General features: G+C 36.7%; 9 protein-coding genes. 5 read left to right on the top strand and 4 right to left on the bottom strand.

The window, feature by feature from the left end:
* The 3 genes from FFR48_RS17185 to FFR48_RS17175 all read right to left on the bottom strand — a co-directional run.
* On the bottom strand, positions 1 to 2033 hold a 2033-nt coding region (locus FFR48_RS17185; protein ID WP_137668212.1), incomplete at its 3' end, for a hypothetical protein.
* Between the two features lie 56 nt (positions 2034 to 2089).
* On the bottom strand, positions 2090 to 2605 hold the full coding sequence (locus FFR48_RS17180; protein WP_137668211.1) for a phage tail protein: 516 nt from the start codon (positions 2603 to 2605) through the stop codon (positions 2090 to 2092).
* 2 nt (positions 2606 to 2607) lie between these two features.
* Positions 2608 to 2853: a hypothetical protein gene (locus tag FFR48_RS17175; protein ID WP_137668210.1), complete on the bottom strand. Its 246-nt coding sequence runs from the start codon at positions 2851 to 2853 to the stop codon at positions 2608 to 2610.
* Positions 2854 to 3058: 205 nt separating this feature from the next.
* Between FFR48_RS17175 and FFR48_RS17170 the strand changes: the two genes are divergently transcribed.
* The 5 genes from FFR48_RS17170 to FFR48_RS17150 all read left to right on the top strand — a co-directional run bounded on the left by FFR48_RS17170 (position 3059) and on the right by FFR48_RS17150 (position 12270).
* Complete coding sequence (locus FFR48_RS17170) at positions 3059 to 4750, top strand: eCIS core domain-containing protein (RefSeq protein WP_201277635.1); 1692 nt, start codon at positions 3059 to 3061, stop codon at positions 4748 to 4750.
* Between the two features lie 195 nt (positions 4751 to 4945).
* On the top strand, positions 4946 to 9793 hold the full coding sequence (locus tag FFR48_RS17165; RefSeq protein ID WP_201277634.1) for an eCIS core domain-containing protein: 4848 nt from the start codon (positions 4946 to 4948) through the stop codon (positions 9791 to 9793).
* Positions 9781 to 10581, top strand: a complete 801-nt coding sequence (locus FFR48_RS17160; protein ID WP_137668209.1) for a hypothetical protein — start codon at positions 9781 to 9783, stop codon at positions 10579 to 10581. Before FFR48_RS17165 ends, FFR48_RS17160 begins: the two co-directional genes overlap by 13 nt.
* A gap of 3 nt (positions 10582 to 10584) precedes the next feature.
* Positions 10585 to 11136, top strand: a complete 552-nt coding sequence (locus tag FFR48_RS17155) for a DUF6939 family protein (RefSeq protein WP_137668208.1) — start codon at positions 10585 to 10587, stop codon at positions 11134 to 11136.
* A gap of 27 nt (positions 11137 to 11163) precedes the next feature.
* Positions 11164 to 12270 (top strand): type III secretion system chaperone family protein, encoded by a 1107-nt coding sequence (locus FFR48_RS17150; RefSeq protein ID WP_137668207.1) that lies wholly within the window; start codon positions 11164 to 11166, stop codon positions 12268 to 12270.
* 66 nt (positions 12271 to 12336) lie between these two features.
* On the opposite strand, the gene FFR48_RS17145 is transcribed toward FFR48_RS17150, so the two are convergent.
* The coding region (locus FFR48_RS17145; protein WP_137668206.1) for a CHAT domain-containing protein at positions 12337 to 15988 on the bottom strand (3652 nt) is incomplete at its 5' end.

Genomic DNA, 15988 nt, shown 5'->3' with positions numbered 1-15988 from the left:
GGTGTAATTTCTGTGTTGTCTTTTGTGGTGACATCGGCAATTTCCGATGTTTGGTTTTCTGACTTAATTTGATTATTTTCTAACTTCGCATTTAACTGAATCTCTGATAATATAGGTGATGAAGTAATAGGTGTAATTTCTGTGTTGTCTTTTGTGGTGACATCGGCAATTTCCGATGTTTGGTTTTCTGACTTAATTTGATTATTTTCTAACTTCGCATTTAACTGAATCTCTGATAATATAGGTGATGAAGTAACAGGTGTAATTTCTAGTATTTTAGGTGTGGTTGTCTCCTCATTTTGTGGTAATGAATTAGGTTGAATCTTAATAATAGGAGATATTTCTTCTGAAGTATTAACAGTTTTTTTAGTATTCTCTAAAGTCGTAACTTTGGTTACAGATTCATCCTGAATTTCAGGAGAAAAAGCATCAGAAACGATAACCGATTCTTGAGTATTCCCGAAATCAATAAATAAACTTTCTTTATTTTCAGACTTGGGTGATATATTTTCTGCAATTACATTTGAACTCACATCAGAAACTAAAGATTCTGCTTCTCCCAAATCACTATTTTTATTAAGATTATTTCTATCAGTTTCTCTTTTTAAATTTGGTGCTAATGAATTTGATAAATTATCATTATTATCATCTAAATTATCATCTAATATATTATCATCGAATTTCCTAGATGTAGACAATAAATTTTCTTTGGTTAGATGATCACTTATTGCAGGGTAAATATCATTAGCAATATCATTAATATTTCTAGTATCTCTGTCACTTTCTCTGATAATATTTAGCTGGGGGCTATTTTCATCTTCTACTTCTCTTTGGATTGAATTTTCATTGACATTAATATCTAAAGTATCAACGTCTTCCGGTGTTTCACTAACTATTATCGGTTGATGATTGGTAAAGTTATTACCGTTATTAAATATATTCATTTCTTCTTCAATATTAGATGTTTGATTTTCCAAAATAGAAAATTCTGAGGAATCACTGTTAATACTATTAATGGTATTATTAATACCATCAGTTTCTCGATCTTGTTCTCTAGCTTGTATAGATATTTCCCCAATTTCTATAATATCAGATTCATTGAAACCAGTTATTAAATTAGATGGTAAATCTGTAATGACTTGTGGTTCATCATCGGTAATTTGTTCTGATAATGTAGAGTTATTGTCCAAATTGTTAGAGTTGATATTGGATACATTACCATCTATGATATTATTGTCCAAATTTACTAAATTTTCTGAATTTATTAAATTTTCTGAAGTTGTTGGTTGCTGTATAAATGGAGAACTATCAGTGAAGTTATCAGTTAACTTAAACAAGTTCAATATTTCAGATTGAGGATTATCTGTAATCAATGAATTTAAATTCTCTTCAGCAGTAGGAGGATGATTTGCACTTTCATCTATCACCTGTGTAACTTTCACCTGTTTAACTTTCTTGGTTGTAGATGATTTAGTAGTTTTTTTAGGTTGAGTTTTTTTGGGTTGAGTTTTTGCAGAAGATGTTTTTTTCTGTGATTTCTGCTTTTGGGTTTTCCGGGTTGTTTTAGTTTGAGGTTGAATAGTTACTTCTGGTAATATGTCATCACTTAAACCACTTAAATTGTTGTTAGCAATTTGAGTCTGTAAAAGATGGGAAATATTACTTAAATTAAATTTATTATTGGTATCTGTGAGGGAATTTGTATTATTTTTTGGTATAATTATTTCTGGTGTAATTGAATCAAAATTTGCTAATTCCATTTCTGGAAAGTCGCTATTCATATCTAGATTACCCAGATAATCATGATCTGAATAATTATCTGTAATTAGTGTATCTATGAATGGTTGACGTTTACGATTTAAGAAAAGTCTAGATGGTGTCAATAATGGTTTGGAGATGACTAGAGGCTGAATAAAATTGTTGTGTTGAAAAGTGTTGTGTTGAAAATTGTTGTTTTGATGATGAAAACCGAGATAGGATTTTTGCCCAAGGGTATGAACTTGAGTTCCTAATAATGATTGAATAATTTGCATAGGATTGACAGGTGTAATTGACAAGATTTAAAGTAATTTGTGTAACTTAATTTGAATTAATTTGATGTAAAAAATCCAGATTTCATCCGTGATGTAGGATTACCGCCTCCTTTGTCTTTTCCTACTTTTAATCCTTCATAAGCTAAAGTTAATTCTTCAATGGCCACTGCATTACCATCTGCTTGTAGTGCTGGTGTTTTCCAAGCAATAGGAACAGCACCGATTAAAGTCCAACTCATCATAGTTTCGCCGGCTTGATTGAAAACTAAAATATTCACATTCCGGCGAGTTGATGTTTCAGTAAATACTGCGCTAATCCATTTCCAAAAACCTTGATTATCTGTAATTCCTCTTTTGAGAGTTACATCTGAAAATTCTGCTTGACCTAAATATATTCTCTGTTGATCATTAACTCCACCTTCACGAAATACATTTTTCTTAATTTGCATTCCTAAACCAGAACATTCACTAAAAGATGCAGCAATAGATTTATCTATTTCTACATAAAATCGGTTGGTGGTGACATAATTTAATTCGTGAGTGACATTACCATTTTGATTATTTCCTGCCATTTTTACCACCTTTGATTACCATAACCATTAACTCTTTCTCGTTGGATACGCATATCTTCTAGTAAAAGTTGATATACTCGTTCTGTCAGTTCGCTTAATCGCAACGAGTCCTGAAGATACTTATCAGCTAATTTAGCGATTTCTGTTACATCGGATGCAGAACCAGAACCCGCATATCCAGCAGTACCGCCAATATCACTATTGGGAGTAAAATTTTTGGGCTTTTGTGGCTTGTTGGTTGAGTTCATAACTAAAACTCAAAGTTAGTTCTAAAATCAAGGCTAAAGGTACTGGATGAGAATCAAAATTAGCCAAAAGTCGAACTTAATTTTTACTGTTATTGGACTGATGTTGTATTGTTTTGTGAGAGTGATCGCCCTATAATGGTTGTTTAAACTGGCAAAATCTGAAAAATATTTATTCATCTACTGCTGGGACATTAGGAGCATTATCATGAGGGAACGCATATTCCAAGCTAAAAAAGCTGCTTCTCCCGTCTCCATATCAACACTCAAACAACCAACACGCGGTTTTGGTTTAGAATCATGGAACGCTTCACCTCCAGCCATGACACAGGTGCAACCCCTGAATAAGCCTCTCACTCACGATATCAGTAAAATATCACTTCGTCCCCAAGCAAAACTCTCAATTAGTCAACCAGGAGATACTTACGAACAGGAAGCGGATAGTGTAGCGCGACAAGTGATGCAAAGAATGGCGCTGTCTGGAAATCGTCAATCTATTCAACGTCAGGAAGTTCCAGAGGAAGAGGAAGAACTGCAAATGAAACCTCTGGAGATTAGCACTTTGCAACGTCAAGAAGCACCAGAGGAAGAGGAAGAACTGCAAATGAAACCTCTGGATATTAGCACTTTGCAACGTCAGGAAGCACCAGAGGAAGAGGAAGAACTGCAAATGAAACCTCTGGAGATTAGCACTTTGCAACGTCAAGAAGTTTCAGAGGAAGAGGAAGAACTGCAAATGAAGCCGATGGTGCAGCGTCAAGCTAATGGTGGGATGGCTGCTACCGCAGATTTAGAAACCTCTATTAATCAAGCCAGGGGAGGAGGACAACCACTAGGGGATAATATCAGAGAACCGATGGAACAGGCGTTTGGTGCTGATTTTGGAGGGGTGAAGGTTCACACAGATAGTCACTCTGACGGGTTGAATAGGTCAATACAAGCGCGTGCTTTTACGACGGGACAGGATATTTTCTTTAGACAGGGGGAATATAATCCAGGGAGTCCGGGGGGTCAGGAGTTGTTAGCCCATGAGTTGACCCATGTTGTGCAGCAGAATGGGGGGATGGTGCAGCGATCGCCAAAGCCGAAAACATATTTGCATGAAGACGAGGAAACAACTACAGCATCAGCTACCAATTCCAAAACTATTCAAAGGCAAATATATTATGTAACAAATATCCCTGCTCCACAATTCCAAATAGACGATAATCGGCCAAACTGGCTTCCAGTCATTAGGAATTTGATGACAGGTAATGGACAAAGCAGAAATCACATTATAGCGTTTGAGGTTATCCAAAATGATTTATGTCGAGAATTAAACAATCTAATTGCCAATCCCCAACACCTTCAGACACTGAATTTACTGGAGAATCTAACTGATGCTCTATATACAAATATGAATTCGGTAGAATACAACGATATGATCAACCAACGACAGTTGTTGATAACAGCAATACAACATGGAAATGCTCAGGACTATGAGAACTTAGCTCAACAGTTATTAACATCATTAAATAGTTCTCCTGATAATGTGCGAGTTGGAGATAGTTCACTTAACACATCTATTGGCTATTGGATTGATGCAGAATTTGAACCCGGAAAGATCGCATACACAGGTTCAGTTAGGACAAGTAATGGGATAATTAATGTCAGAAATCGTGACTGTCTGATATTAACACAAGATTCAGAATCTATTGTTTACAGATATCAAAAACAAACAGGATTGTCTTTAAGTTTTGTAATAAATGGATTACAAGGATCTGTACATCCGGCTGCTCAACAAGGACAACATCTATCTTCAACTCAGTTACCAACCGTAGCACCAGCAGTAAATCAAAATCCATTTCCTGTGCTAGTAAGAGATCCAGCCGGAGTAGATGATCCATATTTATATGAGTAAAGATCAATCAGTACAGCATAATTTGTGCGATCGCCCCCTCTTTTTGTGCCAGTGAAAGTCACACACCTAAGCAATCAAAACTACCAAAAATCTAGACTTTAGGCTAATTACTTACTGAGTGCGATCGCTATATTCTAGATATTTGTACTGGCGAAATATTCATCCACATCACGGCTTGGGCATCAGGAGCGCAACATGAGAGAACAGGTAAGCCAGGGCAAAAAAGCTACCACTTCTGTCTCCATACCGACACTAAAACAGCCAACACGGGGCTTTGGTTTGGAGTCATCAAACATTGCGCCTCAAGCAACTCCAGAGGTGGAAACTGTGGAAACTGTTAACGAACCTCTGACCCACGATATCAGTAAAATATCACTGCGTCCCCAAGCAAAACTTTCCATCAGTCAACCCGGAGATTTTTACGAACAGCAAGCGGATAGTATTGTACAACAGGTAATGCGAAGAATGGCGCAACCTGTCAACCGTCATTCTATCCAACGTCAGGAAATATCAGAGGAAAAAGAAGATACAGAAAAAGAAGATACAGATTTACAAATGAAACCTCTGGTTAATTTTGTTACGCCTTTGGTGCAACGTCAACAAATGCCAGAGGAAGAAGAATTACAGATGAAATCTGTGTATAATTCCCATCTTTACTGGTTGCAACGTCAACAAATGCCGGAGGAAGAGGAAGCACAAGAGGAAGAACCAGTACAAATGAAGTCAATGGTGCAGCGTCTTCCGGGTACGGGTGGAATAGCTGCAACTTCAGATTTAGAAACATCTATTAAACAGTCCCGTGGTGGTGGACAACCTCTAGCTGATGATATCAAGCAACCAATGGAACAAGCGTTTGGTGCTGATTTCGGTAGCGTGCGTGTTCACACTGATGGTAATTCTGATAAATTAAATAAATCTATACAAGCTCGCGCCTTTACTACAGGACAGGATATTTTCTTCCGTCAGGGTGAATATTCTCCTGGAAGTAGTACAGGGAAGGAATTATTGGCACATGAGTTAACTCATGTTATTCAACAAAATGGCAATTCTGTACAGAGAAAATCTGTCAATTTAGAATTAAAATCAAACAAACTGTATAGAAAATATACTGACGATGGGCAAACTCTCCCACTGGGGGAAAGTCCCCAACCAAGTACCCAACTGGAAGGGGATAACCAAAATCAAACGGATGAAGTAGAAAATTCTGAAAACAGCGAACAACAAAATCAAGCAACAACAGAAAACCAGCAAACAGCATCCACCCCACCAGCAGATGGAGGAAATGGAACAACAGAACCACCACCAACAAATAAAGATGATAAAAAAGTAGAATATGCGAAAAATACAGTAGAAAATCAGGAAAAACAGCCAGATTTAAAAGATAATAACGCTAATTCGCTAAAAACCAGTTCCCAGGCTCAAGATCAACCTCAAGGTAGATTACCGGAGGAAATAACAGGACAAGATAACGCGAAATTACCAGCATCAAATGTAAATAATATAACTGCTACAGCACCAGCAGCAGCAACGGGTAATGGTGAAAAAGCCCCTGCTTCCCCGGAAGCTGATCCAGAATTTCAAGCAGTAGTTAATACCACAAAAAAAGTAGCTGTTAAGCAAAAAGAACACCCACCAGCTAATACTGAAGCCCAGGAAGCCCAAGATGCGGCTGAACCCCCTGGAAATGAAGTAGAGAGCAAAGCGCAAGCTAACCAAGTGGGTGAGATGGGACAAGCTCAAACTTCAGGATTTGATGCTGCGGCTTTGAAAGCTAAACTGATGGAGCGTATTGCAGATATGGCTCCTAAGAACCTTAAAGAAGCGGATGAGTTTAAGAATGGCAATAAATTGGATTCTGTTAAAAGTGATTTAAGTGGTCAAGTTAAAGAAGAAAAGAAAGAATCACAAGGTGATTTAGAAGAGAAAACCAAGGAAAAACCAGATACAAGCGGTATTGAAACCAAACAAGTAACGCCTTTAACCGCAAATAATCCAGGAACATCACCAGCAAACATTGGTGCAGATAAAGCCGCACCTAAATCTAAGGGTCTAGGTGAAATTGAAGCACCTTTACAACAAGAAAGTCAAAATCTTGATCAAAAAATGGCTGAGGCTAATGTTACTGAGGAGCAGTTAGCAAAATCTAATCAGCCAGAGTTCCAATCCGCACTAACATATAAAAAAGAAGCTCAAACTAATGCTGTACAAGGACCTGCTAAATATCGTCAAGAAGAACAAGGAATCATAGCCAATGCCAAAGCGACGGCTGAAGCTACCGCCCAACAGCATCTTCAAGGAATGCACGGTATTCGGAATCAAAACTTGGGACAGGTAGGAGAACAACAGGTAGGAACTAAAGGTAAAGATGAACAAGCACGGGCAAAAGTTGCTGGTGATATTAATAAGATTTATGAGGGGACTAAAACCAAAGTTGAAAAAATTCTCAATGATTTAGACGGGAAAGTTATCCAAGAATTTGATGCGGGTGCTGTTAAGGCGAAAAAAGCCTTTGAGGATTATGTCGGCAAACGCATGGACGATTATAAAAAAGAACGTTATAGCGGTTTTTGGGGTCCAGGAAAATGGCTAGTTGACCAGTTTTTAGGTCTACCTTCAGAAGTGAATGTTTTTTATACAGAGGGACGGGAACTTTACATCAAGGAAATGGATGGGGCGATAAATAAAGTAGTCACCATTATTAGTAAAGAACTCACCCAAGCAAAAGCAGAAATCACCAAAGGTAAGCAGGAAATTCAAAATTATGTCAATAAACTGCCCCAAGAATTAAAAGGTGTGGGACAGGAAGCAGCCGCAACAATTGCGAGTAAATTTGCGGAATTAGAACAAAATGTTGATAATAAACAAGATGAGTTAATTGATACTTTAGCTCAAAAATATCAAGAAAATTTGGAAGCCGTTGATGCTCGTATTGAGGAAATGAAAGCGGCGAATAAAGGTTTGATTCAAAAAGCTTTAGATTTTATAGTTGGTGTGGTCAAAACAATTATTGAATTGACCAAAATGCTAATTGAAGTATTAGCAAGAGTAGCTAGTGTAGTTGGGGAAATTATTAAAGATCCGATAGGTTTCTTGAGTAATTTGGTGAGTGCGGTGAAACAAGGTTTCCTCAACTTTATGAAGAATATCGGCACACACCTACAAAATGGTTTAATTTCTTGGCTGACTGGCACAATGGCAGAAGCTGGAATTGAATTACCAGAAAAATTTGATTTAAAGGGTATTTTTAGCTTTGTAATGCAGCTTTTGGGCTTCACTTATGAAGCAATTCGCGCTCAAGCTGTGAAAAGATTGGGTGAAGAAAAAGTTGGACGGATGGAACAAACTGTTGAGGTATTTAAGATATTAGCTACTGAAGGAGTAGGAGGAATTTGGCAGTTTGTACAAGAGAAAATTGGTGATTTAAATAGTTTGGTAATTGAACCAATCAAGAATTTTATCATTGAAAAAGTAATTACGGCGGGGATTGAATGGGTACTGAGTTTATTAACTCCAGCTTCCGCATTTATTAAGGCTTGTCAAGGAATTTATAACATTGTTAAGTTCTTTATTGACAATGCTCAAAGAATAGCAGATTTAATTCATGCTATCTTAGATTCAATAGTGGCGATCGCCAGTGGTTCAATTGATCAAGCAATCAAAGGTGTGGAAAATGCCCTGGCTAAATCTTTACCAGTTGTGATTAGTTTCCTAGCGAGTCTTTTGGGATTGGGTGGTATTAGTCAAAAAATTCAAGGTATTATCCAAAAACTGCGGAAACCAATGGAAAAAGCAGTTGATTGGGTAATTGATAAAGGTAAGAAGGCGTTTGGAAAAGTTAGTAATAAGTTCAATAATAGTAAGGTAGGTAAGAAATTTAATGCTGCTAAAGATGCAGCAGTCGAGAAATATAAAGCCGGTAAGCAGTGGGTTGAGGATAAGAAGGAAGCTGCTCAACAGTGGGTGGATGATCAGAAACAATCTGTTAAAGATAAGTTGAGTTTTGGGAAGGATAAGAATAAAGCAAAAGATGCTAAAGCTGATGAAATAACTGATAAGCAAAAACAGACTATTGTTACTCAAGCAGTCACCGAAGCTGAACAAATTCTTAACCAACAAGGAGCAACCCCCGATAGTATTAGAGAAAAACTACCACAACTGGAATCAAAGTATGGACTAAAATCAGCAACATTGAAGAAAGACAGCCAGGGGGCTTATTACATCAAAGTTAAGATTAATCCTGAAGGCGATACAAATAAGCGCAAATTCGATGAAATAGATGGAATTAAAGGTGCTTTTGCTTTATATAGAGGAATTCACTTTAAGAAAAATTGGAATCAAGAAGACTATAATGCACAACTGGAAAAGAAACTTGTAGGTGAACCTACTTTTAGTGCAGCGGCTCGTGAAATAGCTGGTAGTAAAAAACCAGATGGTTCAGATGTTAGTAAAGCTGACTTAAAAGCATCTGCACAACTGGTACGTGAAAAAGTAGAAGCAACAAAAGATGCAAAGAGTGTTAAACAATGGTGGGGTAAGAAACAGCAAGTTTTTGATAACTTATTCTTGGCTATGATTCAAGACTACGTTAACAGATACGATGCGTTTGAAAAAGAACTTCAGAAGGCAGAAAATGGACAGTATAAAAACTTAGAGTTTATTAGTATACCCTTGATATCTACTTCAAAAAATGCAGAACATGCTGCTAGGTATGCTTTTGGAGGAAAAGGGACTTTACAGGACAATAAACGCACTACGGGTACAATTGTTGGTAGGTTATTTGTCTATTTATTTACTGCTCAAGAACTTGTAGACCAAAAAGCAATAAATATACAAGATTTACAAAATCAAGGCCAGGTGAAAATTAAAGCTAGAATTATTAACGAAGCTGAAGTGGCATTTACTGGTAGTATTCCAGGGAAAAATCTTGTGGCTCAACATGATGCTCAGATTAACGAAGATCCTGGAACATTAGGAGATAGAGCCAAGAAAACAGCAGCAAACCAAGCTCAAAACCAAGGTGGATTGCGCGAATGGGAATCTTAAACTATCAAAGTTTTTGTGTATTTGTAGCACAAGAATTTCAGGAAATTACTTTACCATCGGTATCAGAACGTCGGATGGGTGTCTCTGAATACGCAAATGATATCATTAGCTATATTGAAAGAGACTTAAATACTGTTCACAGTTTGATTAGTTTGGAAAGTTCAACCTGGGAGAATGGTGCAAAATCTACCACAGATTTAGCATTAGAGATAACTTCATTTTTATATGCTATCGGAGCACAACATAGAGTATGGCGACGTTGGGCTTCTTTGACAGCTTTCGGGTTGTTTCTTCAAGGAAAATTTTTGGAAGCTGCTCAATATGCTTGTTTTGGTGGTGAGTGGGAATTTATCAAAATTCTGCCATCAACAACGCTCAAAAGCCAACAAATCTCAGATCAAGTTTTCTGGAAATTAGTTCATCCGAATTTTAGTGCTAATCTACCAAAGAATACAACCAATGATGAAGATCATGCTTGGCTACAACTGATTAAAAGTATACCAGCCAAAGATCATAGTCAGACAGAAAATGCTTTGAAAGAAATTGCTGATTTTTGGATGGCAGAAGATGAAGACGATTGGATCAACTTTCATCCTCGTAGTTATCCTGATTTTGAAACACCTGTTTGTGCAGTTGCAGCATTAGCTCGTCATCATGGCTTTCAACCTACCTCCTTAACACCTGAGCAATTTAGTTTTTTAGAAGCTGGTCTTGCCATACCCGAACCTTCACCTATGTTTCCTAAAATCTTCTCTTTATCAGCATATTCAACAGCGTCGCCAGTCTGAATTATGACAATAATCATCAAAAGTCGGCGAGCATCTATTGATAATTTGTCTAAAGTTTATCCTGATGCAGTGATCATTGATGTCACATCCCGCGCTTCTCAACCTTGGGTTCGTTTCAGTCCTTTTTATCCTCATGGGGGAATACCCGTTCCTTTCTCACCAGGAGAATTTAGCATGACGGTAGAAGGTATTTGGCAAGGTTTAAAGGTTTTTGAAACCGCAGATGTAGACCCGACCAAACTGTTAATTTCTGATATGCAAGGTATTAAGCGTTCAACACGGAAATATGGAAAAGTGTTAGGTCATCGCGCTGGGTTAACAGGTGATAAATTACTGTCATATCGAGAAGCACGAAGGCAAATATATTTACCCTCTTACCTATGGGTTATTGAAAAATGTCTGCAAGATTTAATTCAAAATCTTAAAGAGTTTTTAGTCAAGAAAACAGTCGTTTTGCTAGATTACGAAACTAACTGTGAAATAGAAAACTTATCACGTCCTTTATCACACGCTGGTTTAATCAAGCTATACATTGAGGATAATTGGCCGCGTTAGCATAATTTCAATATAAATAAATTTAACATGAATACTTATACAGATATTCATCAAATAAATAGCAACCTAACCCTACACAACTCCTCTCAAACTCCCCTCATCCTACAAGCGATCACTCTATCTCTCACCACCCAAAACAACAACCTAATAGAATGTCGTCTCACCTTCCAACTCACCCCCCAACTCTACCAAAGCATAGAAAAAGAAGCATTATTTAATCTTAAACCAGAAGTCCGTAATTCTGATTCTATAAAATTCCTCCCTGAACCAAACATTACAATAGAAACAATTTTAAAACCCGACTTATTACCCCTATTAACAGAAAACTGTAAAAACATTGAAGAAACTGCAAATTACATCCTTAAATTAAACCAAGAACAACCCGAAAATATTCTCCTATTTACCGAAAGTTGGTTAGTTTTATCTGTGAAACAGCAACAGGAATCAGGAGAAATCGGTTATCAAACTCTTTGGGCTTATATTAGTCCAGAAAATCTGGCTCAAACAGCAATTTCCAATGAAAAAATAACTGAAGGAATTATCAAATTTTTTCAAGATTGGACTGAGGCAAATTTAGCGACTAAAACCCAAGAAACAGCCACCAAAATGCTAGAAGGAATCAATACATTTTTAACCGAGTTAGATAATATTAATCCAGAAGAAATCACCACATCCTCTACAAATAGTAATATTTTTGAGGAAATGATCAATTTCTTTAAAAATGATGATTGGCCTTTTGTACAACTTTCAGAACAAACAGCTTTACAAATAAGTTTTCAAGGTAAAAATGGTAAATGGAATTGTTACGCTAGAGCCAGAGAAGAACAACAACAATTTGTATTTTACTCCATTTGTCCAGTCAACGCACCAGAAGAAAAGCGACTAGCTGTAGCAGAGTTTATCACTAGGGCTAATTCTGGCATGATGATCGGTAATTTTGAGTTAGATTTTAATGATGGAGAAATAAGCTATAAAACCAGTATTGATGTAGAAGGTGATAGAATTAGCAGCGCATTTATTAAACGTTTAGTTTACGCCAATGTGATGATGATGGATGAATATTTACCAGGGATTTTATCTGTTATTTATGGTAATGTATCCCCGGTAGATGCAATAACTCAAATTGAGGCTTAAACCATCAAATAAATCATCCATCTGTTGTAGGAACAATTCATGAATTGTCCCTACCATAATTTTCAGTTACCACTGACTACCAATCATTGTAAAAGCAGACCAATAGTAGGGATGGGAGAGATTAGCATTCTGTAACTTCTCAGCAATTTTCCCTGGTATATTGATACTACCCCTAAGACTAATTAATTGATTTTCTTCGACCTTAACTTTACCTTGAATCATAGCTAATTGTGTTTGTCGCAGTGCTTCAGATTTAATTGGTGAAGTCTTTAATTGGCGATAAAACTCAGTCATCAAAACCATAGTTCCATTATCTTCAACCCACCACAAACTGGCAAGTGCTGATTTTACACCTGTTTTTACCGCTAACCCAGCAAAACCTAACTCAGAATTGTTATCTCCAAAAGCTGATTTACAAGCACTTAAAACCAGTAATTCCACTGGTGGTTCATCCCATCCCAACTCGCTGACTTGATCAAATCCCAACTTACTATTATACAACTGAATGTAAGAACTGCTGGCATCACCAGGAGCAAATTCTGCATGAGTTGCTAGGTGAATTATTTCAAAAGGTTTGTTAGTAACAGGATTCTTTTGACGTTGAGTCTGGAGATTTTCCAGGGTAAAGCTTTGATTGAGAAAAGATTTACCATTCCATAGATTAGTGATATTATCAAGCTCTACTGGAACAGCTTCCAACTTATTTTGGTTTTGGTCTTCGGCAAATTCACTAGCTCCCATTGCCAAAACTTGAGCGTTTTTAATACTTGAATAACTCATCTTGGTGGCACTGGCACTGGGTATGATTCCCAAGCTGTATTTTTCAATCAAAAACTGTTGACCATCATGGAGAGCAGCCATAGGAATAAAACGTAAACCAGCATCCAAAACAAAGGACAAATTATTAACGCCCTGTTTTTGTAATTCCGCTTCATAGGGTGCAATTAGCCATTTATATAATTGCTGTGCTGATTTTAAATAGTTTGTACTATTGACATTTTGAACTTTGCTGTACAGTTCATTTGCTACTTCCTTAATCTTGGCTCTGGTAGCATAAGAAACTTGTTTACGAATGGTTTTACCTTCCGAGGTGAATATGGTTAAATACAGTACATCTTTATCTTGTGATGTGTCATCACTAGGGGCAAAACCCACATAAACAATAGCCGATTTAATCCCTGTTTGTGCTTCAATTTGTTTCAGTTCAGCTTGAATATCAGCTTGAGATTTTCTAATAAATGATCTGCCAGAATATGACTCAATTTCTGCCGTATATCGATCCTCTAGTGTAGCAACATCTGTATCAACTGTCACTGCTGGATTACTGCTAACTGATAGCAGACCTGATATATCTGGTACTGGTTCTATAGTTATGCTACTATTAGAATCGGTAATTATTTGAATGTTGCTTTGAGTAAAACTGCCTTCAAAGGATCTTACAGGTCTGATATTGTTGATAACACCTCCTGTTATTGCTGCTGCTGTACCCAGTTCGCTGCTATTACCAATGATAAATAATGTATTACCATCACCTCCATGTCGGATAGTGACAGAACCATTACCATCGCCGCCTATTGTAGAAATACTAGAACGAACACCATTGCGAGCCTCAAAGCTGCCTGTAGCCCGGAAAAATCTTCTGGTTGTAATATCAACATTACCACCAAGTCCACTCCCTAATGCTTGGGTATTGATAGCAAAAACTTCAATATCATTATCAGGATCTAACATGACATTACCACCATTACCAGTGCTAGAACTGGTATCTAAAAATCCGGTTTTAATTCTGTTTTTTGCTTGAATATTAATATTTCCACCTTGAGTTGTGATGTTTTGTGTTGTCACTACTCCTGTATTACTATCTACAGTTGGATTACTACCACTGCTAGAACTGGTATCTACTAGCGCCTGAATATTAACATCTTCACCTTGAGTTGTGATGTTTTGTGTTGTCACTGCTCCTATATTACTTTTCAGGTTGACTTTATCATTTGTGGTGTCGATTTTTCCAGTATTGATATTTTGATTGGCTGTTAGGTTAGTTAAACCACCTGTGATATTGTTGATACTAATTCCACCAGATGAACTGTTAAGATTGATATTTTCACCATTAATATTAGCAGTCGTGATATTTTGACTGGCTGCTAAATTAATTAAATTTCCTGTAATGTCATTGGTTGAAATTCCCCCAAGGGTACTGGTAACATTGATATTTTCACCTTGCGTTGTAATATTGCTAGTGCTAATATTTTGATTAGCTAATAAATTAATTGAGGCATTATTTAAACCTGTAATTGTAGCAGTTGCAGAGATTGAACCTGTGCCATTAGGTGTTTTGATAGTTGTGGGGTCTTTAAATGCTACAGGGTTATTAATAGCAATATTACCAATTCCGTCCTTACGTCCAATAGTAATAGAACTAAATCCATCTGCTAAACCTGCTATTTCTGCACTTGTTAAATTTAATGTTCCCGCAATTTCATTACCTAAAGTGATATTTCTGTTTGCGGTTGCAGATTGAATGGTTAAATTTCCTGTTCCTGTTGTTGTGGTGGGTAATTCTGGTAATTTTATATCATCTGCTGTTAATGTGACGTTATTATTTCCTGCTGCTACATTGCCATTAAATTCTATGTTTCCACTATTGGATTTTAATTCTTGATTACTATTATTCCCTGTGAGGTTGACATCTCCATTGTATGTTTGATTTCCTGCTGTTGTAATATTGTTGGCAATGTTTGTATTTGCAGCAGTTGTGGTTAAGCTATTGACATTTACTGCATTACCAAATGTGAGATTTCCTGTACCTGCGTTCAGTGTAAAATCTGTGGTTAAACCATTAATTGTGCTGCTAAAAAGAATATCATTGTTAGTAGAATTAAAGGTTTTAGGATTATTCCCTGTGAGGTTGACAGCACCTGTAAATTGTTGAGTTCCTGTGGTGGTAATATTGTTGGCAATATTCGTATTTGCAGCAGTTGTGGTTAAGCTATTGACATTTACTGCATTACCAAATGTGAGATTTCCTGTACCTGCGTTCAGTGTAAAATCTGTGGTTAAACCATTAATTGTGCTGCTAAAAAGAATATCATTGTTAGTAGAATTAAAGGTTTTAGGATTATTCCCTGTGAGGTTGACAGCACCTGTAAATTGTTGAGTTCCTGTGGTGGTAATATTGTTGGCAATATTCGTATTTGCAGCAGTTGTGGTTAAGCTATTGACATTTACTGCATTACCAAATGTGATATTTCCTGTACCTGCATTCAGGGTTAAGTTATGATTTCCATTAACAGTACCACCCAATAAAATATCACCTATACTCGCACCTGTATTGAGATTAATATCATTTCCCAAGATTACATTTTTGGGTATAGAGATATTCTGATTATTTGTAGTGATATTCGCATTGAGATTAGTGGTGGTTGCATCTAATGTAATTGACGCATTAGATATACCTGTAATTTGACTGTTAATTTCAATATTCCCATTAGGTGTTTTGATAGTTGTGGGGTCTTTAAATGCTACAGGGTTATTAATAGCAATATTACCAATTCCGTCATTACGTCCAATAGTAATAGAACTAAATCCATCTGCTAAACCTGCTATTTCTGCACTTGTTAAATTTAATGTTCCCGCAATTTCATTACCTAAAGTGATATTTCTGTTTGCGGTTGCAGATTGAATGGTTAAATTTCCTGTTCCTGTTGTTGTGGTGGGT

The organism is Sphaerospermopsis reniformis (assembly GCF_005402885.1).
GTDB classification, from domain to species: domain Bacteria; phylum Cyanobacteriota; class Cyanobacteriia; order Cyanobacteriales; family Nostocaceae; genus Sphaerospermopsis; species Sphaerospermopsis kisseleviana.
Note: the sequence above shows the minus strand (reverse complement) of the source record. Positions and strands in the feature narration are given on the sequence as shown.